We start from the raw sequence: 26,419 nt of genomic DNA, 5'->3' as shown, positions 1-26,419 counted from the left end.
ACTTGATTTACTCAAAGAATCCTCGCAATGACGGGCGCTTCGTCATTGCGAGGAGCACTTCAATAAGTTTGGTTTCTACAAAGACTCTTCGTGCGAGGAAGCAATCTCCTATGGTTTAGGCTAGTCCTCAAAATGAGGGTATTGCTTCGGATTCTACGTCACTGCGAGCATAGCGAAGCAGTCTCCTTCGATAGAAACACTCCTACAGAATAGGAGATTGCTTCGGATTCGGAAACGTTACTTTTTTGCTATTGGAATTTCTTATCGAATCCTCGCAATGACGCCCACCTCTTCAACCTCAGTGCATTCTTAAATCCAAAAACCTTAGAAAGTTTTTGGAATTTGGGGCCACCTATATGGGTCCTTGGAAGTGGCCCGAGAGAATTGATATGGGCTTCGGCTTGCTTGATTAAATGTGGAAATTGGGGAAAGACATCATAGATAAACTTTTGATAAACCTTCTTCAAGGCAATCCTGACTCTTTGAGAATCTTCAACTTTTACTATTACCCGCTCATAACATCTTAAAGACTCAAGCAGTGAAGCCATGGCTTTTTCAGACTTTTGCTGACTGACATTGTATTCACCGGGCTTTCTATAAAAGACTTTTCCATTGGGTTCAAAGAGCACTTTTTCAGCCTGAGTCAAAACCCTTATAAAAAATTCCCCATCCTGATTGATGGTCAATGATTCATCCCAAGGAAAGGCTTTTTTGATTAAAGATTCATGAACCAAATATGACGAGATTGCCATCATTTCTTGAAAATTCCAAAACCTCAATATCAAATCCAATCCTGAATCGAAATCATGAAAGACTTGGTAAGGAATGGAAAATGCCTGATTCGGAGCTTGGTGAAATAGCTTCCATTCACAAATTGAAATTGTAGCTTTAGACTGACCCTCTAGCAATTTGATCTGATTGTTGATTTTATCAGTTGTCAATATATCATCCGCATCCAAAAATTGAATATATTCCCCTTTTGCTGCGGCTATGCCAACATTGGTTGCAACTGAAACCCCCTGATTTTCCTGGTCAATCAATTGGATTTTATTTGGGTACTTTGCGAAATATTCCTTAAGAATTTCAAAAGAACCATCTGTAGAACCATCATCCATCAAGACTAATTCTATATTAGGGTAAGTCTGACCTAATGCCGATTCCAAAGTTTCTCGGACAAAAGCAGCTTTATTGTAAACTGGGATGATAATGGATACTAAGGGGTTCATCGGTTCTCAACTATACGCAGGCAGGGATTTTAACCACTGAACTTCCTACGAAGAACTGAACTTTAAATTTACTACTTTCCTTTCCTCCGAAGCACGAAACACATGCTTGCGTATAGGTGATGTTGGTGGTTCGTTGTTCTTCTTTCGGGTGCTCATTAAATAAAAGAGGGATTGGTAACTGTAAGTTGTCGTGTGTGGTGTTCGAATTGCTTCAAACTCAACTTAACCCGTTTCCAAGACGTCTCAAAAACATTAGTTAAGTCGTATTCAGATTTCTTGCGAAACCCTTTGCTCTTACAGCACCAATCCCAAAGCCTTAATATGATGAACCCCATTCTTTTTTCTTTAATACACGCTCCAAGTCTATTTCAGTATCCCAATTCATAAACCATATCCCTTGGTCTGTTATTTCCTTAATCAAATCTACTATTAAATCATTAGCTAGGTTAGTTTTTGCATATTTTGAACTGCGCATTACTTTCTTCTTACTCTTTTCACTTACAAATGGACAATTTATATAATCAAAGAACAACATAGTCAATTCCGATTTTGAGAAGGGGTCTTCATCATCTTGAAATCTATTTTCAACTAAATTTTCTATTTCTGACAACAATTCAGCATAAATTGCCTTGTTCTCGACATAATAAAATAGAGTAATAATATGGAAATAGTTTAAACTTTTAAGTCCTTCTATTTTATCAATGCCAAATAACTCTTTCAATTTCTTTACGCTTAATGCGTAGCTTTCATCAAGTTTTTTAAGTGCTAATATTAGATTTAAAATCTCAATATTGGTTTCAGTAGTTTTTGACTTTCTGTAAAAGTTAGTCAAGACAAAATCTGCTTCTTTTGAAATCTTAGAATATACAGTATGTTTTAAGTCTGCTTTTTGATTTTCTAAATACTTACAAGCAAGTACGATTATTTGAGCAAGTTTAAATGTGGTATTAGAGTTGATATTTAGAGAATAAGCGTAAAATAAAATATCGAAAAGCGTAATAAACAAGTTTTCAACTACTTCTTTGTCTTTTTCAAGTTCACCTTCCTTTAGGATTTTTGTAAATTTTCTTTTGAAGAATCTGATTATGTCTTTGCTTAAAATATCATATGTTAAGTTATTTCGTTTTACTATGCATTGAAAGTCTTTAATGAATTTCTGTGAGATACTATAAGGTTGTCTGATTCTTGTCAAGACTTTGACAAGTTCCTTTTTTTCAGAACCTTCAATTGTCTTTTCTTTGGTTTCAAAAAAAGAGTTATATCGACTTATTAAAAGTTCTTGTAACTCACGTTTCCCAACCGTAACGTTTGTTATAAAAGGAGGAGTTTTTATATCAGATTTTGATGGGTTTAAGTACAATTTATAAAAACCAAGTTCCTTCTGAAATTCCTTTTTTACAGTTTCAAGGATTTTAGGGTCATTTGAAAAAACAAAATAATCATCAACATATCTTCTGACTTCAAAATCAACGCCATACTTGCATTGACGTTCTTCGATTCTTTTTAAAACATTCAGGTCAACTTGCTGAAGAATAATTTCTGCAAATATTCTAGAAATTTCAGGGCCTACAACGATTCCATTTGTTTCATTGTAGTTTGCAAGTTGCATTAATTTATCAAATGTGTTCTCAAAGGAATCTTCTGCTGCATTTCTTTTAGCAGATTCTTTGTCTTTTACAGCCCAAGTAATAGAATGAGTATAGATATGATAAAAGCACTTACTTATATCAAACTCCATCATATAATTAAAGCGTTGCTCTAATCTTGTGAACATTTGACGCTCATAGAATTTGTATATAAGGTCATATGGATAATAGGTAAAGTATGATTGAAGATATTGGGTTTCTACTTCTAGTACTTCGGGTTCAACTTCTAATTCAGCATCTTTATGTGCATCTTCTGGGAAAACGAATTCTGGTGAATAGATAAACTTTGCAACTTTAGATATTTTCCTGAGTGAATCAGGGTTTTTCGAACATAAATGCAGCATTAGTGAATCATATTTTTCATACAATTCAATAAAATTTATTTGGCAATATGGATGAATTATACTGAGTGCTCTTGTATCTCCTTCAATATTCTTTCGGATTTCATAGTTAAAAGGAATTCCATACCTTCTTCCTTTGGCATCCTTTTTTGCTTGTGCTAGTTCATTAATTCTTTTAAAAAATGGGATAACCTTTTTTGTAGAGACGAGTTGATAAAATCCTTCATTAGAAAAAAGCATAGGCACTTCATACGGCAAAAGCTCCGTTAAAAGTATTCTGGCTTTATCATCTTTATTTATTGTAAGTTTTTTCTTCATCTACCAACACTTTATTATGTCTTGCATTTCGTTATATGAAAACTCGAAATGTACCTTGTTCTCAAAACCTGCTATAAAGCAATATTTACTAAGCTTATTTTTTTGAACTTTACTAAGGCTAATTTTTGCACCAAAGCTTGGGTTTCTAGAAAAGATAGATTTTCTTAATAATTGATTTAGTTCTATGAAAACAGAATGATCTGTAACCTGCAAATAGTTGTAATATATACCTGCTCTTAAGGAATTACCTTCTTCGCTTTTTCGGATACTGTAGTTTCCTGTCAAGAATTGAATCCTTTTTTCTAGTAAATCAAAATTTTTATTTTTAGAAAAATCTAGAAGTGCTTTAATGATTCTTGTCTTTATTTTCTTCACTTTTTTATCAGCAATGGAAACAATTAGACTGCTGTATTTTTCACGCTGAATAGTGTCTAAGAAAATTACGGATACTGGATTATTTTCGATAATAGAATACTTTTCTTCAAGGGTATATCTTAGCTTATTAATATTCTGAAATTTTTTCAATACTATTTTTTCAGGAATAATTATTTTTGAAAAAGAATAACCCAAATAATCAAGTTTAAGCTTTAGACTTTTATGAATTCTGTTTCCATTCATAATGTTTAGTTTTTCCAAACTCCTTCCGTCAAATAATTCTGTTTTATTCTGATTTATTGAAAGTCCTTCAGCAAGTGCATTCAATTTAGGGTTCAAGTCTGCAATCAGATTTAAAGAATCCTTAATGGAATTTGAAAATATTATTATATCATCTACAAATCTTGCATAATAATAAACACTATCATAAGTACGAACCCACTTGTCGAATTTACGCATATAAAGTTCAGACATTGTTGCACTAATATTCATACCCCTTGGTACTCCTGATTTTCCTGTCAATATTGGGTTTTCAAAAACCTTTTTCAATAGAAACCTTGATTGATAAGACAACATTGAATCATCTTGAAACTTTGAAATCATTCTTTCTCTGTCAATACTTTCATAAAATCTCTTAATGTCTGTTTTAATTAACCAAAAAGGGCAAGTTTCTGAAAGTAATGTTTTTACTTGAGATATTATTATTCGTCTATTAGCTTGTTCGTCTTTGTAAATTCTTTTAATGTTATCATTAAGTTTCCTTAAGATTAGTTTGTTAGGAAGGTCATTAGTCAAAAAGTATTCATTGACTTGTTTGAGTGAAAAATCAAAAGAGTCATTTGCTATTTCTTCATATGATGCATCAAGTGAATCTTTAAGTTGATTGATAGTCATTCCATAGTCAATATACTCTGCCTTTTTGCATAGTCGTATTAGCTGTTGTCTTTGGAATGATTGATTCATTTTTTTATTCGTTATCTGTTTCGGAGTCGTCTTCTACAATGACCGCCATCTAGAAAATTTAACTTTTATTTTAAAATTTCCCGAATAGCAAAACTTGGAGAAATACCCCTTTCCATAGTCAAATAAATGATCTCCCAATGGTGTTCTTTGCAAAACTCATACACAGCCTCAATCACCCCGTATTTCCAGGGAACATCTATCTCGCCAACAATAAAATCATGGCCGGCAATAATTCCTCCTTTTTTCAACTTACTTCTGTAAAGTTCTAGCTCCAATTTTGTGATCCTGTAATCATGAACAGTATCAATATAAATCCAGTCAAAATATCCCTCAGGAAAATTATTTACAACCTCTGTAGAATACCCCCTATGAATTTCTACTTTTTTATTTTTAAGCTCTTCTTTGAATTTAGAACTCACTTCTTGATACAACTTTTCCGGATATCTTTTGCTTTGCCACACATCAATCAAACACAGTTTCAGAGGTGTATTGATCTTTAGGATTTTTTCACTAAATCCGCCTCTATCAACTCCCAATTCCGCTACAACGCCATTTTTGGGAAGCAGGGCTAGTAAATCCTCTCTGGTAGGAACGGCCTTTAAATTTTGAATATGAACCATCCCGATTTCAGGTACCGGCATTTCTTCAAACTTGGGCTTTTGGATCAGGTTATACTTTTTGGTAAAATAATGAAATACATTGGACTTTATTTTATTAAGTATGTTCATAATTGGTTTCTTTAAGATTATCTGGCTGTTTGTGCGCCTTTGATCAGTTTAAAATATTCTGAAACTGTGCCTTTATTGATTGCATGGCAAACTTTAAAAATAGCTTTTGATTCACTCCAGCCAATCGTCAACATTTTTTTGATCGCAAATCGGTATCTTCTATAAACAAAGTTTGCCAAGTAACCGAAAAATTTTAATTCCCGGTTTTTATAATTTCTTGTATATGTACCCCCCAATAGCCTTCTGTATTTGCTCACCAACTCCTTTGTTGTATATCTGGCCGGATGGTTGACAATAATATCCTTCTGAAAACAGACTACATATTTGGATGAGATTTTTCCGGAAAGCTCCGAATCACCATTGGATTTCAATTCAGGATTAAATCCGCCAAATTCATGAATAACAGCGGCATAGGAAAACCAATTGGCGGTGACTGCCTTTCCTTCTCTTGCATAGGATTCGGTAGTAAATCCTGTATACTTTTCATACACCTCGGCATCTGAAAGACTTAGGGGATCTTTGAAGAACAAAGGAATGGGTCCGGTAAGAATTCCGATTTTCCGATTTACATCTTTTTCAAAACTGCTGTAGGCATTGAACAACCAGTTTTTATCCGGCAAACAATCGGAATCTGTAAATGCCAAAATATCCCCTTTGGCCTCTTTTATTCCCTTGTTTCTAGCAGGATAAGAACCAGGGATTTTTTCGTCCACTACTTTAAGCTTATACAGTAGATTAACCAACCCAGCAATTTCCAAACTCCTTTCAGGATCATTGTTCACAACAATCACCTCCCATTTTTTAAAATCAAAGGTTTGGGAGTTCAGGGAATGTAATAATCCTATCAGCCTTTCTTGATCTTGGTATACAGGAATAATAAGAGAAATTCTTACTGTCAACGATGGGAAAACCTTTTAAACAACGGTTTATGAATTTTTAAGAAACTTTTAAAATATCTTGGATGAATGATAGCTGTGAAGACATTTAAAAAATAATATTTTATAAAAACAGCAATTTCCTTTTCTTTGAAAGCATAATAAAAAAGATTGTTTTTGATTTCAAACAATTGGTCTTTAATGGATGGCTTATCAGGAAAACTTTCTTGTAAAAGCTTGTAAGTATTGTAGCTTAATTTTGCTTTTTTTAAGCTATTTTTTGAGGACCATAAGCCATTGGAATGTTGTCTATAGTAGGAGGGGGAAACTGTAGGATCATAATAAAAGTTACCAAATTGAAGCAAATAGGCCCACAAAAAGGTATCACCATTAACAACTACCTTTTTGAATTCTTCAGGTAAATTAAAATCGTTTCTTTTTCTAAACACAACCGAAGCAGATGGTATTTCAGGCATTCTAAGGATTAAATCATCAAATCCCCAATTACTCTTTTCTTCTTCAGTAATTGATGTTGAAAGAATATTTTCAAATTCATCACAAGTATACCTGTTATGGAAGGAACCGATAAATTGAGGATGCTTCTCTAAAAAATCAACTTGTTTTTGGAGCTTTTCTGGATCCGACCAAAAATCATCACTATCACAAATACTGACAAAATCCCCACTTGAATTTTCCAAAACCCATAAGTAATTTAGAGTAGAACCTATGTTTTTCTCCTGTTTTTTGTACTTAATCAAATTCCCTTTAGGGTGATTTTCGATAAATTTCAAAACAACACTTTCAGTTTTATCAGGTGAGTTATCGTTTGAGATAATCAATTCAATTTCAAAGTCTACTTTTTGCATCAATACACCCTCAATTGCTTTACCGATAAATTGATCCACATTAAAGGCTATCATGCAAACACTTACCTTTGGACCTTTTTTCATGATTTTAAATTATAAAAATCATTCATCTTTCGAAGAAAAGCTTGAGTACCACATTGTTTGATTGCAATTTCACGTATTTTTTCAGGCTGAAAGATCAATTCCTTAATTTTAAATTTTAAGATTGCTTTAGATAAGGCTTTAGCATTTTTTACAGGCACGACCAACCCCACTTCATCAAAAACAGTATCTTCCGCTCCCCCGTTGGCAGTAGTCACTACAGGAAGTCCACACATCATGGCTTCTCTTATGGCTATTCCATGAGGTTCCTGAATAGAGGGTGAAACAAACACGTGGGCAGTATTTAAAATTCCTGAAATCTGATTTCTTTCTACAAAGGGGATAAAAACACCAAAATCATAAATACCCAATTCCTTACTTTTTCTGACAAAGGCATTGGAAGCAGGGTCATTTGATTTTTCATCAGCCCCTTTACCGATCATGATAAATTTGAATTCCTGTGTTTCCTTGGACAAGGCATACATCGCCTCCAAAAAAGTGTCAGATCCTTTGATGGGCAAAGAATTCAGAATTGTAACGATGGTAAAAACTTTGTTCCTCTTCTCCAACTGGATTTGGTATTTGGTTTCGTCCACCAAATTCCAGATAACCTCAGGATTGCAGTTTGGCTGATTCATCAAAACCTGCCTACGTTCATCATAACTGACTGCAGCTGTTTTTTTTGCCGAGGCAAATGCTTCAAGAACCAACTTAGCCCTATATCTCGAATAATAATGGAAAACAAAAACCTGATGCTCCATAATAACAAAAGGAATTGAATGGGCTTTGGAAAGCTTATGTGCATAAATCCCCGCATCCATCCCACTCTGTGCATGAATCAGGTCAGGAATAAACCCGGTACCTTTCAAGGTCAAAAAAGCCTTTTGGTATAATCTGATAGCCAGTTTAACCCTGTGCTTTTCTGGAACCCTTCTGTTTTTGGGAACGATAAAACCATAAGCATCCGGACTTTGGATAACTAAATCTTTTCTAATGGCCCAGGAAGACTTTACAAGACTCAAAAAATAAATCCAGAGAAATTTTAATAATGGGGTCGAAACCTCATCTCCATATAAAACCACAAACTGACCTACTTTTGATTGATCTAAAAATTCAGCTTGTTCTCTAAAGAAAGAGCCGTTTAAAGGTTTTTTCGAAGTTGTATACCAAGATGGTATGACCATTATTTTCTTCATATTTTAGAAAAAATCCTTAATGAGGTGAATCTTACTGATGGGACAAATAAGGTAATTTCTGTTTTCCTGGGTAGAATCTTCTCCAAGTTGAGTTACTTCTTTAAGGCCAAGAGATTCGTCTATATGAAAGAATTTCGCTTCTTCTTGACCATACAAAGAAGATACTTTGGAGCCTAACTCTTTGTCCTGTATTTCCAACAAAATAATAGGCTGATGAACATGCATCAATTCTCCATAACCATGAAGCACCTCGTATTCCAAAGTCTCCACATCTATTTTCAACAAATCCACAGGTGGAATATGATTCGCTTCCAAAAATGCATCCAAACGGTCCACTTTAACCAAAATTGAGTATTGCTTTTCCGGTCTCCAATCTTTATTCAAACTACCATGATTGGTGTTTTCGGTGGTGAAAGTATTGGCTCCGGTATTATAAAATGGAAATTCTCCTTTTTCATCTGAAAGTGCAAGTTGATGACAGTGTATATCGAAGCCATTAACGGCATTATTTTTTTGAAGAACCTGATAAATATTCGGTTGAGGTTCAAAAGCGTGAACGGACGCATCGGGATTGTAAGCTTTGGCCATCACGGAAAACCAACCGGAATTCGAACCTATATCAAGTATTGTTTTTGAGGATTTGGCCAATTGGCACCAGATTAATCTTGTCTTTTTCTCGTAATCAAAATTCTCAAAACCAGCCCAAAACATTTCTGTCTCCCAATGAAAGGCATTATTATACAACCAGAAATTTACGCCATCATTGGTCCTGACCTTAAATTTATCATAAAAAGTTCTTTTCTTTAGATTTAAAACTGGCTGCAAAGGCCTGACCATTTCATATAGAGGCCGGGCGAGATGGTGGTGGAAATAGTTTTTCATTTTTTTCATTTATGAATCAAATATGCTTCCGACACACCCTTTTTTTCATATTTCCCAACTACACTTACAAATGGAAAACCTGCATATATCAAATCATTGGAACATATCCCTTCGTCTGGAGTAACCACATCATATTTGTAGGCTATATACCCGTTTTCAAACTTTCTTGAAATCCTATATAAAAAATAATAATACCAATTCGCTATCGAGAAAGGAATGATGCCATCCCACATAGAACTTTGAGGATAATAGTGCTCTTTCATAAGATAATTGAATACCTGCATATCATAATTTCCGTCATCCCCAAGTTCAGAAAAAAGAGATATCATCTGTTGATATATTTTTTGTATCATCTCTTTTTTTCCTCCAATAGTTCCGGGGGTAAATACAGGGTAATTGAAAAAACTAACTGGTAATTTTTTGTTTAATTTTCTATTAAAATGGTTTAAAGCCTTGAGAGCCCATACTCCATCTTTCCAGGTCTTTCTAATTCCTCTTCCAATTAATAATTTTTCAGGATTGGATTCTAATAATTCTAAAGGGTTCTTGTTTATGATTACATCATTGATATCAGTAGAAACAACATAAGCATCTGATTTCAAACTTTGGACAAATTCATGAAAAATGAAAAACCGCTCATCATTCAACGAATGAGGCCCCAATGCGCACCTGACAAATGAAATTCTATCAGTTTGATATTTCATCTTAAACTCCTCTGAAATGGTATCACAAAAAATCACACCCCACAACCCTAATTCATCTACGCTGTCATACCAGTTTTTAAAATAGTCGAAATTATCCTCTGCTTGCTGAAAAGCCCTCATAGGGTCCATCTTGGAAGTGAAATAAGTGGATAAAATAATCAATTTTTCATCAGAGCAATTAAAGTTCTGAATCAATTGATCAAAATCAGAAATTATTCTTTTCATCGTCTCTTTGATTTTTCAAAACTTTTATATAAACTAGGGAACCTAGCCGCAAGCCAAAACTTTAAGAATGATAAAACAAACTTTAAGTCCCTTAATTTCCAACCTCTCAATCTTATTCCATTGAAAAATTCCTCAAAACTTTTACGGAAATTTTTATCATGAAGATATGACCACTCATCTTTCCAACTGTGATTCCAAAGGTGGACTGCAAATGAATTAGGTCGGATAAAAGGACGAAAATCTTTTCCTCGACTTTTAAACGGGAGTGGATAAAAATATTCATTTGGATAAATTTTAACTTTACTTTTATCCAAATTAGAAGTCAAATAAGATGGGATATTCATAGGACTTTCAGAACTGAAAGGAATACTTTTGTAACCTTCCAAAAGTTTTTTAACGGCATGATGCCCTTTTTGACAACCAAGAATTGCGGCATTTAACACTTCACTTTTTTCTTCTCCCAAAAAGAATGAATTCACAAGCAAAGGTGAAAAATCCTTTAACACTAACATATCTGTATCCAGATATATTCCACCCTCCTGATATAAGGCGTATAACCGACAAACATCAGATACAAATGCATACTTTTTTAGTTTATATGCTTCCCGAGTAAATTCAAGAGCCTTATAATTAAAATTATCTTCATCCCAGCATTTGAGGGTATAATCAGGTAGCCATTTTTTCCAGCTTTGGATACAATTATTTTCCAAGTCGGTCATCTGATTTGGGCCAAACCAACAATAATGGATAACCTTGGGAATCAAATTAGTTTGACGGATTTAAGAACCCTGATGCCAAGGATTTTTACCCCTTGAAACCTTCCTTTAAATAGATTGTGTCTTGTTCCCAAAAAAAGTAAATCCCAAAACTCTGTAGAAAACACTGGTAAAAACAAAAGCATGTCATTAAATACATTTCTAAAAAAATTTAAAGTTTCAGGTGTGAGTTTATTTTTTTTCCAAAACTCAATAAAATGAAGCTTATTAGGTAGATAAGTAAGTAAATATTTTTCTGAAAAAGGAAGCTGATAAAAATTAGTCATATAGGATTCCTGATGTCTTCTGTAATACATTATAGAATCAGGACAGAATTTCAAATTTGGTTTATCTAATAATAGTCTTATAAAAAATTCCGCCTCCTGTCCCATCAATAAATTTTCATCAAAATATTTTGAATAATTTTTCAAATAGCTTTTTTTAAATAAAGGTAAACCTGTCTGAATCCAAAAATTCCCTCTCATATATTCCAATGGAGGATTTATATAATCTTTCAAAAGATCTAGTCTATCTATGACTTTTGCTTTTTTGATATTTTCGGTAAACTCGCGAATATCTGAGTACACTAAATCTAATTGTGGTTCCTTATGAAAAATCATCAATTTATCATCGAGAAAATTCTCTGATAAAATATCATCAGAATCCAGCCAATTGATATATTCACCTTTTGATTGCTCAAAGCCAAAGTTTCTAGCTGCATTGCCACCTTTTCTTCTTTCTAAGGGTCTTTTGAAGATCTTGAATCTAGAATCCAAATGAGCATATACCTCCATAATCTCCCAGGAATCATCTGTGCTATGATCATCTACGATAATACATTCCCAATTAGAAAAACTTTGATTCAAAACTGAATCTAAAGTTTCTTTGATAAAACTCCCCTTATTGTAATTGGGAATCAAAATAGATACTAGAGGGTTAGGATTCAATTCTTAATAAAATACGTAAAACAAATAACAATAATTATTCATCATTGCAATTTAACTCAATACAGTTTTTAATTGCTTCTAAATATAAGCTTCCCCATCTTCGGTCTGGTTCTAAATAATTTCCTTCCGCCCATTCATTCCAAGATTTAATAAAAATAAGCTTGTCTGAAACTTTAGAACTATTTGCATATTTAATAGCTTTTTCAACTTGGTTTTTCCACTTTTCAGGAGTTGATCCTTTTAGAATCATGGATTTAGTTCCGGCTCTGGCAGAATTATCCCAATCAGGAATTATCATTGGAAAATAATCATAATCTTTATTTGGCCATTGAGATATTAGGTTAATGACATCTTGGTAATTATAGATTTTAGGCTTCCTTCGACTCTCTATGGGCTTTCCCTCGATAAATTTCTTCCATTTCCATTCTACTTTACCCATTAAAGTGCCTTGTTTAAATGTCGTATTTTTTTCTTTAAACCTGAAAGTGTGAAATAAACTACTCACAACACCGTCAAATCCATAATCATAGGGATTCCAATTAATCTGAACATTACATGCCATAAGATAAATACCATTTAATCCATATTCTGCCGCTAATTTCCTAAAAACTGAAACAAATTGGGGGAGGTCAGGAATGTCCATAGGCATATAAACTTGAAATACAGGTTTCCCTTCTATGGTAATGTATCTTTTATCTTTAAAAGCCTTCACTAAAAATTTAAAATGATTTTCATAATCTTCAATACCTGGATAGCTTTGTTGAATTAAAATTTTTCCTTCCCCCTCTCCAAACCATATCCCTTTCCAAGTTTGGTTAGCCCAACATAACATAAATGGAAGATCCGGTTTTCCTGATTCTATTACTTCATTAAATGGTCTTTCTAACAACTGTTTCCCATCTCCAAACCAATAATGATAATAACAAAAACCATAAATTCCGTTTTCTTTAGCCAATTTTGCTTGCTCTTCTCTAACCTCTGGAACCCTCAAATCATAATATCCCAAATCAGCAGGATATCGAGGCTGATAATGTCCTTTAAATAATGGTCGAGCCTTGGTTACATTAGTCCATTCTGTAAAACCCTTGCCCCACCAGTAGTCGTTTTCAGGAATAGGATGATACTGAGGTAGATAATAGGCAATAGGTTTTGGTTTTATCATTAATCGGATAGAATATTATAATAGATTTGTTTAACCTCTTTTATATGCTTTTCCCAAGAAAATTGCTGAGACTGTATTATACCCTTATACATCAAATAATTACGTAAAGATTCATTTTCACATATTTTCAAAATATTATTTGCTAACAACACTTTATCATAAGGATCTTGAATAATACATGCATCCCCAGAAATTTCAGGTAACGATTTAACTGATGAGCAAATTACTGGAGTACCACATTGCATCGCTTCTAATATCGGAAGTCCAAAACCTTCAAAAAGTGACATGTAAATGAAACAAATACTGTTAGAATAAAAAATAGACAATTCTTCATCGGGTACAAAGTCAATAAATTTAATTTTATATTTAGAATACTTCAAAAGATATTCACTCTTAACTTTACTACTTTCAAATGTCCCGATAAGCAATAAACCAATATCTTCTAAATGGCCCTCATTGACCAAATCAATATATACATCAATTACTAATTGAGTATTTTTATACTTTTGAATTCTATTTAAACAAAGTAAATAACCCTCAAATTGAAAATTATATTTTATTTTCATGTAGTTAAATTGCGTCAAACCCTCATTTGGATAAAATACATTTTTATCTGCAGCAATATACACTACTTTAACTTGTTCTTCCTTTAAGTCAGTCCTATAGTTCAACAAATCTGTTTTCGTTGAATTTGATACTGCAATCACAGTTGTTGTTTCATCAATTGAATCATATGCAGGCTTTAATATATCATAAAATCTAGGTGGAGAAATATCTGGACGAACAAAGGGCATTAAATCATGAGAAGTAAAAACTTTTTTTATATGCTTAAAGTGCTTTACCTCTTTTGGTATTGCCTCAAGAGGTGTATGATAGATGTCAATATTTGCCAAACTTTTAGAGTTAAAAATTCTATTATTATGTATTTTAGAGTTTAAAAAATTATTAATCTTTGATAAAATTTTACTTTCAATGTTTGGATAGTTTATATTAAAATTGTTGTTAAGGATTCTAGATTTATTATATCCATATTTTTCTAACACTAATGAACGTAACGAATTTAATAATGCCGGATCCCATTTATTAACAGCAAAGAAAACATCAACATCATTTTCTTTATTCATACGTGAAATTAATTCAATACTAACCCTAAGGCCACCATGCATAACATTCAATTTGTTATACTCAGCTAACCATGTAGCATCGTAAGAAACTTTAATATTTTCTTTTTTCATTAATGAATCAATACGGACTTATTTTTCTTCTTGAAAAAGCACATTCTGCCAATACAGAAGCATCTAAATCTTGGCTTTTATGTAAAGCTATAACATCATAATGCCAATCATAATCAAATACGTTTCGTAAAGATAATTTTTCATGCATATATAGTTGGTCATGATTAACTCCCGACATGAAGTGACTAAATACTCCATATTTTGTAAAAAAAATAAACTTATCATAACCTTCACCATATAAAACTTCATAAGGTAGAATAACATTATTGCCAGTGTTATTGTAAAGAATAGGATGCCATTCAAAGATAATATAAGGTTTAAATTTTCTAAGTATATTTCTTGCCCCATTTAATACTACACCATCATAACCGTCTACATCAATTTTAATTATATCTACTTGATTAAGAGGGTTTAATTCGAATAACGTATCCAAACTAATAGATGTTTTTTTTGTAACCCCCTGTGCACTTGCAGTACCAGGATGTATTCGAATCAGCTCTCTTATGTATTCATCATCTTTATCAGATAATAAAGCATTTACACAATTAACCTCACTAAAGCATTTAAGATTGAATTTCAGATATTCGTAGAAGTCAGGATCTCCATCAATACAAATAGATTGACCTATAGCATTCTTAATATTTGCATTGATTAAGAAAAAAGTATCACCAACAGCTGCACCAACATCGATTATTGATATCTTATCTTTTTTTTGTTTAAAAACATGATACGCAAGTTCAAGTAATGGGTTGTTATACTCCTTAAACATTCTTGAAAATAATGGGTAGGAATAGCCTGAATTTACTAACATTGAATGACCGTGAATAAGTGTTGTTACTTTTTGATTTTTTGAACTTACAAAGTTATTCCACAAATAATCCCACCATTTTTTGCCACGGCTTTTATAAGATCGCAGTAGATAATTATAAATAATCTCTGTGATGCTAAATTTCTTCAAGTTCATTAGTGATAACATTAATAACCTTAAGTCCTTTTATTAAATTATAGCGTTGCTCTCCACTTATAAAAGTAAGCTTTCCACTTTTATCTCTACTTGACCTAAATTTTGAATCATTAAAACCTTCTTTTGCGTTAAAAATTTTTAAATTTTGGGCTTTGTCAAATTTTACAAAAAAAGCATTACTACCAGCTGAATTAGTTCCTACCAAGACATATCCCTTCTTTTCGGCAAGATAACAAAGTGCCATAAGAGAAGCTCCAAAATATAAATTGCTGTAATGATAATTTAATAAATAAAAATTTTCATTATATGGAATTGTAATTGCCCTCTCAGAGCCAAAAACACTATTATATTCGCATATAACAATATCAGGGTTTATTACGTCTATTGAGTCCCATACCCAATAATCATTTCCATCAATATCAATACTCAGTAAACCAATATTGCCGCTAAATCCATTTTCTAATAATAAGGAATTTATATTATCTTTTGTGACAAACGCATGTTTCGCAGTCAGGGTATGCCGCCAGGCATATTCTCTTTGGTATACATCTTTCATATTGGATTCATTTCCATCAAATATCATCCCCTCCCAATTATTGTTCATTAATAAAAACCGTGTATTGCTTTCTGTATAATCTTCAACTCCGAACTCGACAAATCTTTTTGAAGAAATATTTATGTTATTAATTAAATATTGAATTATCCCATCCTCCCCCATCTGTGAGAATACCTTCATCTCAACATCAGACAAATTAGTAATATTTTGTTTTTTTTTTATAAATTCAATATTCTGTTGGGCAATTAATAATGCCAAATTGTCAAAATTCTGTCTTCTATTATATTTTTTTTCAATTTCTTTAGAAACCTTTAACGCAACTTCAGAAGCTAAACTATTTTTTATTTTATCAAACAACTTTCTAAACATAATCATCTATAATTCTATATTGAGGAAATACAACTCCAATATTTATTCCTTCGTAATCAGAAAAATTACTTCCAGTTTCCACTATGGAAAATACACAAACTTTTTCAATCAAATGAAATGATTCCAAATGAGGTATATGAATTGTTGCAACAAAGTGATAAGATCCTGGAGTTAAATAATTCGGGGGAAGTTCAAATACAATACTACCTTGTTTTTTATCTAACAGTGTGTTATTTCGAAATAATGGTTCATGTATAGTGAAAATTCTGTTTTCGTTATAATCGAATAGTGCAATTGCTATTTCTATGTTATTTTTTCTATTTGAGAATCCAAAATCAACTTTTATCTTAATATGTTCATTTGTGCCAAAATTAAGAGATGCTTTTCCTTCAGTATTTATTAATGCAAATTTTTTAATATGATATTGTTTCTCTAACTCTATTCCTGTAGCTTCAAATTGCTCGCTCTTAATATCTGAAATACTACTAATATATTCTTTTATTATTTTTCTTGTCTTGCCCAATTGTTCGATTTGGCCGTTATTCATCCAAATGGCACTATTGCATAATTGGTTTATTGTTCCTAATTGATGCGATACAAACAATACCGTTCTTCCCTGGTTCTTACTCACATCTTCTATTTTACCGAGGCATTTTTTCTGAAATTCAAAATCACCCACTGCCAAAACCTCATCAATAATTAAAATCTCAGGTTCTAAATGAGCAGCAACTGAAAATCCCAACCTTACCCGCATACCAGAAGAATAAAACTTAACAGGCGTATCCACATACTTTTCTACTCCTGAGAAGTCTATAATTTCCTCCAGTTTGCGATCGATTTCCTTTTTGGTCATCCCAAGGATGGTGCCGTTCATATAGATATTTTCCCTACCTGTCAGTTCCGGATGGAATCCAGTCCCAACTTCCAGCAAGGCTGCTACCCGGCCATTCATTTCTATTCTGCCAGAGGTGGGTTCAGTGATTTTCGATAAGATTTTAAGCAAAGTAGATTTTCCTGCACCATTCTTACCGATAATCCCCAGTACTTCCCCCTGCTTTACCTCAAAACTGACATCTTTTAAAGCCCAATGTACACCTTCCTCATTATCTTGAAATTTTCCAAGGTTTTGGATCTTTCTGAAATTATCAATAGGATATTTCAGCACATTGACCATCTGCTGCGCAAAAGTATCTGCCTTTTTTTCCTGCAAGCCTATACGGTAGCGCTTGGAAAGATTTTCTACTTTGATTATTGTATCCGACATTTTTAAAAATCCTGAATTATAATTTTATTACACCTTATTTTCAAACTCCCTTTCTTGGTTTTTTTTCCTCTCTCAGCACCTTTTTCTCTAACACAAATTTCCAAATTTTTGACTGCACCAGTCTTGTATCTTGTATCTTGCATCTTGAATCTAAATCAAGCCACATCAGCAAACACTTTCTCCATTCGGCGGAAATAAAACAGACCAAAAACAAACAAAATGAACCCGACAATTGCACCGGGCCAAATCCACTCCCAGGGCATTGGTCTATCCAAGAACATGGCACGGATGCCTTCAATCACTCCAACCATAGGATTGAGTGAATATACAAACTGCCATTCTTCAGGGACAGCTGTTGTGCTATACACCACAGGTGCGGTATAAAGCAACAGCTGTACAATAAATCCCAAGGCATATTTCACGTCCCTGTACTGTACAGCCATGGCTGAAAGGACCATTCCAATTCCCAAAGAACACAACAACAACTGAATCAGTAACAAAGGAAGGAACACAATCCCAAGACCCGGAACAACTTTAAAATAAATCAGAAGAACTAGAAGGATAACGAATGAAATCATAAAATCCAGCAATTTGGAGAAAATCGCTGCTAAAGGTAAAATGAGTCTCGGGAAATATACTTTGGTAATCATCCCCGCATTTGCTACCAGACTGTTTGCCGATTCAGACAATGTACCCGAGAAGTAATTCCAGGGCCATAAAGCCAAATAAGAAAATAAAATATAAGGCATGCCATCCGAATCTACCTTTGCTAATCCACCAAAAACAACTGTAAATACCAAAGTAGTAAACAAAGGCTGAATAATAGCCCAACCCACTCCCAATACAGATTGGGCATAGCGGGCTTTGATACCCCTGACTGTCAGAAAATATAACAGGTCTTTGTACTTCCATAATTCATGGAAGTCAATAAATTTCCAGCCTTTCGAAGGCTCAATAACAGTTTTATTTGCAAGCATTTACTTTCGGGATAATAAAATTTCTTTGGATAAGTGATCAGAAAAATCTCGGGCAGATTCCAAGGTCATATGCAGTCCATCTTTAAATTGCCATTTTATTTTTGAATCATTAAATTCAAAATATGGGATCTCATATTGTTGGGATATGAAATTCATTCTTGAATCAAAATCAGGATCAAGTTCATTTTCAATTTCTAAAATATCCTGATGCAAAGGTAACCTAACCAGAAACACAGACCCTTTTGTTTGCAAGAATTCAATTGTCTTTTGAAGGTATTTGAACCGCTTTTCTGAATAGCGGTACTTAGTTAAATAATCATTATAAAAGTCTACCATTTGCTTTCTTCTTTCAGGTTCAGATGTTCCTATCATATCGGCTGTTGTTTCAAACCATCCATCAGAATGAAGTTTTGAAAAATTTGGCTTTAGTTTCATTAAGAGAATTTCATAATATGACTTAGAAAACCAATCGAATAAATAAGTGAAGTTTTGTCCTGAATTTACTTTATCAATTTTTGCTAAAAACCTGCCATTTTCTTCAAATTTATCCGGGTTATCTGGATCATTGATATCACTTGCAATACTCCAAGGATCTACTGTGATGACAAAATAACCGGACTTGCTATTTTCATCTAGTTTTTTTGTAAGGCTCTCCAGGTATACAGGACCATAGGGAGAATTGTAGACTGTAAAGGAATAATTGTAGATCTTAGCGCCAAATTCTTGAAATAACTTCTGGTCTAACACAGCTGGTATTATCCCTTGGGCAGCTTTTGAGTTTCCAAGAATCAAAGCCTCTTGTTTTGGAGTTGTAAACCGCTGATAAAAAGGATCTGCAGTGCCATTTTCTAAGAGAAATACTCCGTAGAGTGTAGCCAAAGGAAAAAATGAAAAAATGAAAAGTTTTACTAAGAATCGATTCATCCCTAAAACTGAAAGTAAATAAATTCTTGCTCTTTTCTGGCAAATAAAAATACTGCCATCACCAAGCCATAGTACAAGCCATACCTGATTAGTATAGGTTTATGGAAAGCCATCTTCTGTATGGCAAACTCTTCCCTTCTCCCACCCCATTCAAGCATCATAAAGATCAACACCAAGATGATAAAAAGATAAACTCGAATATCCATTTGAGGCTTTTGGAAAATACTCATATCAAATAAACCTTGAATATAACCTACAGCTGAGATTATATCGGGAGACCTAAAGAATACCCAACCTAAGGTAACCAAAGAAAAAGTTACCAACATTTGTCCCAATTCGTAAAAGCTTGGTAGGGCTTTGTTTTGAGATACAATGCCAATGTTGATTCTATTCTTTCCAAACAAATAAAGCGGAATAAACAAAGCCGCATGGATTCCACCCCAAATGATAAAAGTCCAATTGGCCCCATGCCAGAAACCTGAAACCAAGAAGATAATTAAGATATTCCTGAGGCTTTGGTATTTGCTTCCCTTTGACCCTCCCAGAGGGATATAGACATAATCCCTAAACCAGGTGGAAAGTGAAATATGCCAGCGTCTCCAGAATTCGGCTATGTCTCTGGAGAAATACGGGAAAGCAAAGTTTTGCATCAGGTTGAATCCAAGTAGTTTCCCTGTTCCGATAGCGATATTGGAATAGCCTCCAAAATCCCCATAAATCTGAAAGCTAAAAAACACTGCTCCGATAAGGAGGTTGGAAGCAGGTTGGCTTTCCGGATTATTGAATGCCTGATTGACAAATACCGCACAATTGTCCGCAATAACCACCTTCATAAACAACCCCCAAAGAATCTGCCGCATGCCATCCATGGCCAGGCCGTAATCAAATACTTTCTTTTTAAAGAACTGAGGCAAAAGGTTAGCTGCCCTTTCAATAGGCCCGGCCACCAATTGCGGAAAGAAACTGACATAAGCAAAGAAAGCCACGGCATCTTTGGTCGGCACCATTTTCCTTCTGTAAATATCGATGGTATAGCTCATCGTTTGAAAAGTATAAAAACTGATACCGACAGGAAGAATCAATTGCAGGGAATAAGGATTGGCCTGAAAACCAATGGTATTGATCATCTGAACCGTAGAGTCTATAAAAAAGTTGAAATACTTAAAGAAACCCAACAAGCCAAGATTCACACCCAAGCTGATACCCAAATAAACTTTTCTTTTGAAAGTGTCCTCTGCAGCTCCGATTTTAAGCCCACAGATATAATCCACCAAAGAACTAAAAGCAATCAAGCCCAAAAACCGCCAATCCCACCAACCATAAAACACATAGCTGGCTAGCAGGATAAAGGAGTTTTGTGCTTTAAGGTTTTTCTGAAATACAAACCAGAAAAGCAGGAAAACTAGCGGAAAGAATAGAAGGAATTCGAAAGAATTAAAAAGCATACTCAGATTTCATCCATTCCAATCAAAATCAAACTTTTATCCTTATGCTTTCCTCCACCTTCTGTACACTTTTCATTGATTGTTTTAATGGGATGGGGCAAATCAAAAGGTAAATTATTGAGGTTTATCGGTCTCCAATAGCCGGTTTGAATATCTTGGTTGGCTGCGTGGGAAATAAAGCTGGAAGTCAAAAGGTACTTGGATCCTGATCTTTTAAAATTGCTCAATGCTTTCTGAATGTCAGCAAATGAAAAATGAACGAGGCAGTCTCTGCAAAGTATCAAATCCACCTTTGGTAAGTCATCTGTGATGATATTGCCTGTGCTGAATGCAATACCCTTTTTATCCCTATAATTTGACTTATTCAAACTGATCAAATCCTCCACAATATCAATTCCCAAATAATTTATCCCATCGAGATTCACCTGATTCATCCAATTGAAATCACCACAGGGAGCATCCAAAATTGATTTGATCTCATAATCTCTGAATAATTTCTCCAGTTCGCCGATGATGACATTGGTCTGATTTATATCCGATCCTGCTCCTGAAACACTTTCCCCATACACCCAATAGTTCTCCTTGTAGATCTTTGAAAAAACTTCCTCGGTACTCAACCCATCGATATCCAGCTTCTTTTTCTTTTGGAAGGACCTGTAGATGTCCATCAGGAAAACGGGGGAGTTGTTTTTTAGGAAGGACTTGATTTTTTGGAGCATTGATTACATAAAGGATATTAAACTAAAGGAATTTTTCTTTTTAGTGAACTGCAAATACCCCCAAGTATCATCATCCGTCATCACCCCCATTTTCCAAAACCACAACCCATTCACCAATACAAATATGCCTGTCAGTATGGAGAGGTGGAAAAAGTGGGTTTTGGGCATGTTAAATAAACTTCAATCCTTTCACTCTTTGAAAGTGTTTTTGATTGCATGTCAATATTGGGAAATCTGATTCTAAAGAAGACGCTGCAATAAAAATCCCTGTATCCACTACCATTCTCTAATGGTCAATTTTTGCATGGATTTACTTACCTTTTCGATGGCTTCAATATCTTCATCTGTCCTCACAGAAATGTTTGTCAAAGCTTAAGTGTAATATTTTTCTTCTCAACTCTTCTTGTTCCAGATTCGGATTTTCCCAAGACCGTTTCCTTACCATCCGGTTCAATCTGAATCAGTTTATTCCTCCTGACCACCAAATAAGTCAAGCCCATAGCTTTGTCAAGCTTTACTGCATTTTGGCTCGCTTTCTTTTGAAGTCTATTAAGATCTTTTACTGAAATTTCCTTCTCGCTCATGGTTGGATAAAAGCAATTATAATGGTTTTGCAAACTTTATACCTTTTTTTGTGACAGTTTGAATCGTTTTTATCTCTCGCCTCATGTTACAATAAAGCCGAAAAAACAATATCCATAAAATATTGGTAGGTAAAATGATAAGAAATTGAAAAAAAAACAGAACTGAAGTTTCCAATCAGGAAATAATCATTTTTTATTGAATAACTAAAATTAGGTCTTTTATGTCCTTATATTCAACGATGTTAAGGCTCCTTTTTCTTCTCCAAGCATTAGAAGGGTCGAGGCCTATGTGTTTGGCTACAATTTTATAATCATCAAAATTTAAAAATTCTTTTACCAAAGCTTTCTCTTTCCATGAATCTACAAAATTCTGATATATATTGAAGGCTTTATTCAAATAAACATCTTTTGGATCCTTATCTGATTTTATCAGAAATCTTCTGTCGCCCTTTTTTAATTCTTCAAGATCTTTTCTTGCTGAGGTAAGGCCACTCCCCAACATTTGATAAGCTATATCTTCATTAATTTCAGTATCAATCTGCCCTTCAAGCAGAACGTATCTCAATTTAAAGTCAAATTCTGAGCTTACTATTTCTTCTTCCAATTCAAAGATAATTTTGATTCCATTTTCAAAAGTGTCAATTACCCCTTGAAATTCATCCCCAAGGGTTATTGTGAGTGGGGACTTTATGTTTTCTTTCCTATCGGTATTTACCTTTCCTACCAAAGCTCTGAACTGCTTCATGAGTTTTTCAGCTGGTACTTTGCTGCTGCCTTTGATATCCGCCATTAGAATAGGAACCCTATGCATTGTTATTTTTTTACAAAAAAAAAATTATTGCGGAATTTTAACAATATTTTTTGAGTTGCCGAACTGATTTTTGAAAGTTGTATAATTTCCAACTTGGGGCAGCTTTGTTTCTCCGAATCCCCCCGATAGCTATCGGGGCTAACTGGACGGGGCAGGCTTTGTTTCTTCTCACATCTCGCACCTGCCGTCAGGCAGGTTTCGCAAAATGCCACGTTCAGTTTTACATCCTTCTAACTATTCCCTGTCACCAGTCTTTTGCTAATAAATAATCTAAGCTTTTCAATATAAACGTTCCGATTAATCATAATTATTTAGGGTTATAACCATAAATACATTTAGTATTTGGTATGTTTTTGGGGTTATAATCGAAAAACTTTGATAAGTAGATAGTGAGTTGTTATTAGTTATTTGTAATAATTGAATAGTGAACAGTGGGGTTAAGTTTCCCCCTACCCATCTCCCGGCCATGTCCCGTAGGTGTCCCGACCATTCGTTAACTTTTGACCAATTTCCAAGAAAACATATCACTTTTCCAATAGAGTTTTTTTTGGTAAAAAATTGCTCATAAATTGGATCAATAAAACTCCCGCTTCAGTTCTCATATCTGCATACTTTTAAGCAGGTATAGCCCCTAGTGTCTTAAGTCTTATGTCTAGTGCATCAGCTCTCGGTTCCCAAATCTTAAATCTAAAATCATAAATCTAAAATTCTAACCTCCCTTTCTGTCCTTCGTACCAACATTACCGCATTTCCCACAGCTTCGCCCTTTCAGTCCCAAAAAAGGACGTTTTTAGATTGAGTAATTTTTTTACTCATACCTGACAAATTTACTCCGAGCAATGAAATATCCAAATTTATTTTGCCTCAATACCCCATAATTTTCCAAATATAGGCTGTTCGGTACCGGAGTTTCTTTACCGAATTTACCTGCCGAAGGTAGGCCCAGATAACAGGGATTTGTAATCCCAAGCACAAACCTAAAAAATCCCATAACCCCATGATAAAGACCCCGGGCGGTGGTGCATCAAGGTTGAATTAAACCGAAAGGGATTCCCGACACCTTACCCAGGGCTAATCAAAGTTCAGCCCACTTCGGGGCTGCTAGTAAAAACCCTTATTTATACTTCCTACTCTATTTCGCTAGGGAAGTGGGGAGGAAGACAATGGACCGCGCCAGCGCAGGCCTCGTGGGGAGAAGGATTCCATTGTCTTGACTTTTTTGTTACTTTTTTGGTCAAAGCCTGTTCCGATTTTCTCGGGGCAAAAAAGTAAGAGAGGAAATGAAAGAAAAGTGGGAAAGACAGCACTCACTGAAAAAAACATCAATTAAAATCTTCTTAAAATGACCCCCTCTCCATTTCGGTAAAAAACCTCCCGTTCCAATAAAGACGGCTCAGTCCCGAAATTGATCCGTCGACGCCTACTGACCCCGGGCGGCGGTGCATCTAGGTTGAATTAAACCGAAAGGATTCTCAGCACCTTACCCGGGGCTAATGATATTTAGCCCTCTTCGGGGCTGCCGCGGTTGTCCGAAGACTCTGGCTTCGTGACTCCTGAGTACGGAGTTTCCAAATCCGGTCTTTCAACTGAATCCAGTTGTCCTATTTGTGGCGAGAATTCTCTCTCCGGAATATGGCTTTCCGTCTATTTCGGTAAAAAACCTCCCGTTCCAATAAAGACGGCTCCGTCCCGAAATTGATCCGTCGACTCCTACTGACCCCGGGCGGCGGTGCATCTAGGTTGAATTAAACCGAAAGATATTCCAAGCACCTTACCCGGGGCTAATGATATTTAGCCCACTTCGGGGCTGCCGCAGTTGTCCGAAGACTCTGGCTTCGTGACTTCTGAGTACGGAGCTTCCAAACTCCGGTCTCCCCCATCAATCAATTTGTTTAATGTTGTAAGAATTATCATCTCCAGTATCTGACCCACCTCCATTTCGGTAAAAAACCTCCCGTTCCAATAAAGACGGCCCTGTCCAAAAATTCCTTGAATCTTCGCTATCATGACCCCGGGGTTACGATGGAAAAAAAATCATCAACCTTGAGCAACTTACAGCTGCCCTGAATTCAACTGATAAAGTCTGGGAAGAAAAGGGATGGACTGATTAAGATGCGAACAGCTTATCCTAGCCAAAAATGCGCATCTTTGATTGATTCAATCGATAGCAGCTACTATTTGCTCGAGATCTGAATGTTTTTTGGAGGAATCATTGGGATAGAATTTAAAAATAATCTTTCCAATTGTTTTAAAGACTTCTGGAGATTCATTCGAATTAGCAGCCAAATCTGAAATCAATTCTTTCATAAGCTTCGACTTCTTGGATTCATATTGGGAAGACATAAAATCATCATTTCCCTGATTCCTGTGCATCAAAATCATTTCATCTAACTTTTTGATTTCCTCTATTAGATCAATCAACCGATTTATTTTAAAGCTATTCATTTTCTTCGTTATAAAAGCCCGTTCCAATTTCCAGAAAACCCTTTGGGTATTTGTTCCCTCTTCTGTTGATTTTAGTTTTTGTAAAGTGATTCATCCAATAAGATTTGTCTCCCATATAAAGGCTATAAGACTTGTGACCTACTGGATAAGCTCTCACAATATAACCGTCTAGTCCATAATTTTCAAATAAGTCAATTCGCTTTTCTGAAGAAATAACCATAACAAATTGATGATACATTTCCTCTTTTGAAGATTTTATATTCTGACTTGGCATCAACAAACCTTGAGGGTTCAACTTGAGCATATTGATGTAATTTTTAAATATCACTTTTCTACCAACATCATTTGTAAACCTTTAAAATGAGATTTTTTTCTCATAGTTTGATAAAATTACCTGGACTCCTGAAAATTTGAAATAGATATTGTCCAATACCTTTTAATAATAGGAAACCCTCCAAAATAACACCCCCCTCCATTTCGGTAAAAAACCTCCGGTTCCAATAAAAACAACTCCGTCCCGAAATTGATCCGTCGACGCCTTCTGACCCCGGGCGGCGGTGCATCAAGGTTGAATTAAACCGAAAGGGATTCCCGGCACCTTACCCGGGGCTAATCAAAGTTCGCCTCCCGATTCTCGGGACAGGCAATTCAGGGCTACTGCTGGTAACCTTGATTATAATATACCACCCTTAATTTTGTGGGGTATAGGGGAGGAAGACAATGGACCGCGCCAGCGCAGGCCTCGTGGGGAGAAGGATTCCATTGTCTTGACTTTTTTGTTTGTCTCGTCCTGAAAATGGTTGACACTTTTGTTTTTCAAATATAGTCAGTGTTTC

24 protein-coding genes are annotated in these 26,419 nt (G+C 34.7%); all 24 read right to left on the bottom strand.

The window, feature by feature from the left end; all coding sequences use genetic code 11:
* Positions 1–248: 248 nt before the first annotated feature.
* Positions 249–1,226: a glycosyltransferase family 2 protein gene (locus HMJ38_RS23230; protein WP_194976841.1), complete on the bottom strand. Its 978-nt coding sequence runs from the start codon at positions 1,224–1,226 to the stop codon at positions 249–251.
* A 316-nt stretch (positions 1,227–1,542) separates the two neighbouring features.
* Positions 1,543–3,531 (bottom strand): antiviral reverse transcriptase Drt3b, encoded by a 1,989-nt coding sequence (drt3b, locus tag HMJ38_RS23225; protein ID WP_194976840.1) that lies wholly within the window; start codon positions 3,529–3,531, stop codon positions 1,543–1,545.
* On the bottom strand, positions 3,532–4,869 hold the full coding sequence (gene drt3a / locus HMJ38_RS23220; RefSeq protein WP_194976839.1) for an antiviral reverse transcriptase Drt3a: 1,338 nt from the start codon (positions 4,867–4,869) through the stop codon (positions 3,532–3,534).
* A gap of 65 nt (positions 4,870–4,934) precedes the next feature.
* On the bottom strand, positions 4,935–5,597 hold the full coding sequence (locus HMJ38_RS23215; RefSeq protein ID WP_194976838.1) for a class I SAM-dependent methyltransferase: 663 nt from the start codon (positions 5,595–5,597) through the stop codon (positions 4,935–4,937).
* Between the two features lie 17 nt (positions 5,598–5,614).
* Positions 5,615–6,496 carry a glycosyltransferase gene (locus tag HMJ38_RS23210; protein ID WP_194976837.1) on the bottom strand — a complete coding sequence of 294 codons (882 nt, stop codon included), beginning with the start codon at positions 6,494–6,496 and terminating at the stop codon, positions 5,615–5,617.
* Positions 6,493–7,422 carry a glycosyltransferase family 2 protein gene (locus HMJ38_RS23205; RefSeq protein WP_194976836.1) on the bottom strand — a complete coding sequence of 310 codons (930 nt, stop codon included), beginning with the start codon at positions 7,420–7,422 and terminating at the stop codon, positions 6,493–6,495. Before HMJ38_RS23205 ends, HMJ38_RS23210 begins: the two co-directional genes overlap by 4 nt.
* Positions 7,419–8,615: a glycosyltransferase gene (locus HMJ38_RS23200; protein WP_194976835.1), complete on the bottom strand. Its 1,197-nt coding sequence runs from the start codon at positions 8,613–8,615 to the stop codon at positions 7,419–7,421. Before HMJ38_RS23200 ends, HMJ38_RS23205 begins: the two co-directional genes overlap by 4 nt.
* A gap of 3 nt (positions 8,616–8,618) precedes the next feature.
* Positions 8,619–9,497, bottom strand: a complete 879-nt coding sequence (locus HMJ38_RS23195) for an FkbM family methyltransferase (protein ID WP_194976834.1) — start codon at positions 9,495–9,497, stop codon at positions 8,619–8,621.
* A gap of 5 nt (positions 9,498–9,502) precedes the next feature.
* Complete coding sequence (locus HMJ38_RS23190; RefSeq protein ID WP_194976833.1) at positions 9,503–10,426, bottom strand: hypothetical protein; 924 nt, start codon at positions 10,424–10,426, stop codon at positions 9,503–9,505.
* Positions 10,423–11,136, bottom strand: coding sequence for a glycosyltransferase (locus HMJ38_RS23185; protein WP_228780240.1), 714 nt, complete (start codon positions 11,134–11,136; stop codon positions 10,423–10,425). The genes HMJ38_RS23190 and HMJ38_RS23185 overlap by 4 nt, the downstream gene beginning before the upstream one ends.
* Positions 11,137–11,186: 50 nt before the next feature.
* Positions 11,187–12,128 carry a glycosyltransferase family 2 protein gene (locus HMJ38_RS23180; protein WP_194976831.1) on the bottom strand — a complete coding sequence of 314 codons (942 nt, stop codon included), beginning with the start codon at positions 12,126–12,128 and terminating at the stop codon, positions 11,187–11,189.
* Between the two features lie 34 nt (positions 12,129–12,162).
* On the bottom strand, positions 12,163–13,290 hold the full coding sequence (locus tag HMJ38_RS23175) for a glycosyltransferase WbsX family protein (RefSeq protein ID WP_194976830.1): 1,128 nt from the start codon (positions 13,288–13,290) through the stop codon (positions 12,163–12,165).
* The gene (locus HMJ38_RS23170; RefSeq protein ID WP_194976829.1) at positions 13,290–14,525 is read right to left on the bottom strand and encodes a glycosyltransferase family 4 protein; all 1,236 of its coding nucleotides are present in this window, start codon (positions 14,523–14,525) and stop codon (positions 13,290–13,292) included. The genes HMJ38_RS23175 and HMJ38_RS23170 overlap by 1 nt, the downstream gene beginning before the upstream one ends.
* Before the next feature lie 7 nt (positions 14,526–14,532).
* Entirely contained in the window at positions 14,533–15,489 is a 957-nt protein-coding gene (locus HMJ38_RS23165) for an FkbM family methyltransferase (protein ID WP_194976828.1), read from the bottom strand.
* Positions 15,470–16,414, bottom strand: a complete 945-nt coding sequence (locus tag HMJ38_RS23160; protein WP_228780239.1) for a hypothetical protein — start codon at positions 16,412–16,414, stop codon at positions 15,470–15,472. Before HMJ38_RS23160 ends, HMJ38_RS23165 begins: the two co-directional genes overlap by 20 nt.
* Positions 16,407–17,678 carry an ABC transporter ATP-binding protein gene (locus HMJ38_RS23155; RefSeq protein WP_194976826.1) on the bottom strand — a complete coding sequence of 424 codons (1,272 nt, stop codon included), beginning with the start codon at positions 17,676–17,678 and terminating at the stop codon, positions 16,407–16,409. The genes HMJ38_RS23160 and HMJ38_RS23155 overlap by 8 nt, the downstream gene beginning before the upstream one ends.
* Positions 17,679–17,833: 155 nt before the next feature.
* On the bottom strand, positions 17,834–18,655 hold the full coding sequence (locus HMJ38_RS23150; protein WP_194976825.1) for an ABC transporter permease: 822 nt from the start codon (positions 18,653–18,655) through the stop codon (positions 17,834–17,836).
* Positions 18,656–19,579: a hypothetical protein gene (locus HMJ38_RS23145; RefSeq protein ID WP_194976824.1), complete on the bottom strand. Its 924-nt coding sequence runs from the start codon at positions 19,577–19,579 to the stop codon at positions 18,656–18,658.
* Between the two features lie 2 nt (positions 19,580–19,581).
* Positions 19,582–21,024 (bottom strand): MBOAT family O-acyltransferase, encoded by a 1,443-nt coding sequence (locus HMJ38_RS23140; RefSeq protein WP_194976823.1) that lies wholly within the window; start codon positions 21,022–21,024, stop codon positions 19,582–19,584.
* 2 nt (positions 21,025–21,026) lie between these two features.
* A complete protein-coding gene (locus HMJ38_RS23135) occupies positions 21,027–21,743 on the bottom strand; it encodes a class I SAM-dependent methyltransferase (protein WP_228780237.1) in 717 nt (238 codons plus the stop codon).
* A gap of 365 nt (positions 21,744–22,108) precedes the next feature.
* Entirely contained in the window at positions 22,109–22,327 is a 219-nt protein-coding gene (locus tag HMJ38_RS23130) for a hypothetical protein (RefSeq protein ID WP_194976822.1), read from the bottom strand.
* A 193-nt stretch (positions 22,328–22,520) separates the two neighbouring features.
* Positions 22,521–23,138, bottom strand: coding sequence for a SatD family protein (locus tag HMJ38_RS23125; protein WP_194976821.1), 618 nt, complete (start codon positions 23,136–23,138; stop codon positions 22,521–22,523).
* A gap of 2,157 nt (positions 23,139–25,295) precedes the next feature.
* Complete coding sequence (locus HMJ38_RS23115) at positions 25,296–25,583, bottom strand: hypothetical protein (protein WP_194976819.1); 288 nt, start codon at positions 25,581–25,583, stop codon at positions 25,296–25,298.
* A complete protein-coding gene (locus HMJ38_RS23110; RefSeq protein ID WP_194976818.1) occupies positions 25,576–25,887 on the bottom strand; it encodes a hypothetical protein in 312 nt (103 codons plus the stop codon). Before HMJ38_RS23110 ends, HMJ38_RS23115 begins: the two co-directional genes overlap by 8 nt.
* Positions 25,888–26,419 lie beyond the last annotated feature (532 nt).

This window comes from Aquiflexum lacus (assembly GCF_015476655.1).
GTDB lineage: Bacteria > Bacteroidota > Bacteroidia > Cytophagales > Cyclobacteriaceae > Aquiflexum > Aquiflexum lacus.
The sequence above is the reverse complement of the archived record's forward strand: the minus strand, read 5'-3'. Positions and strand labels throughout refer to the sequence as shown.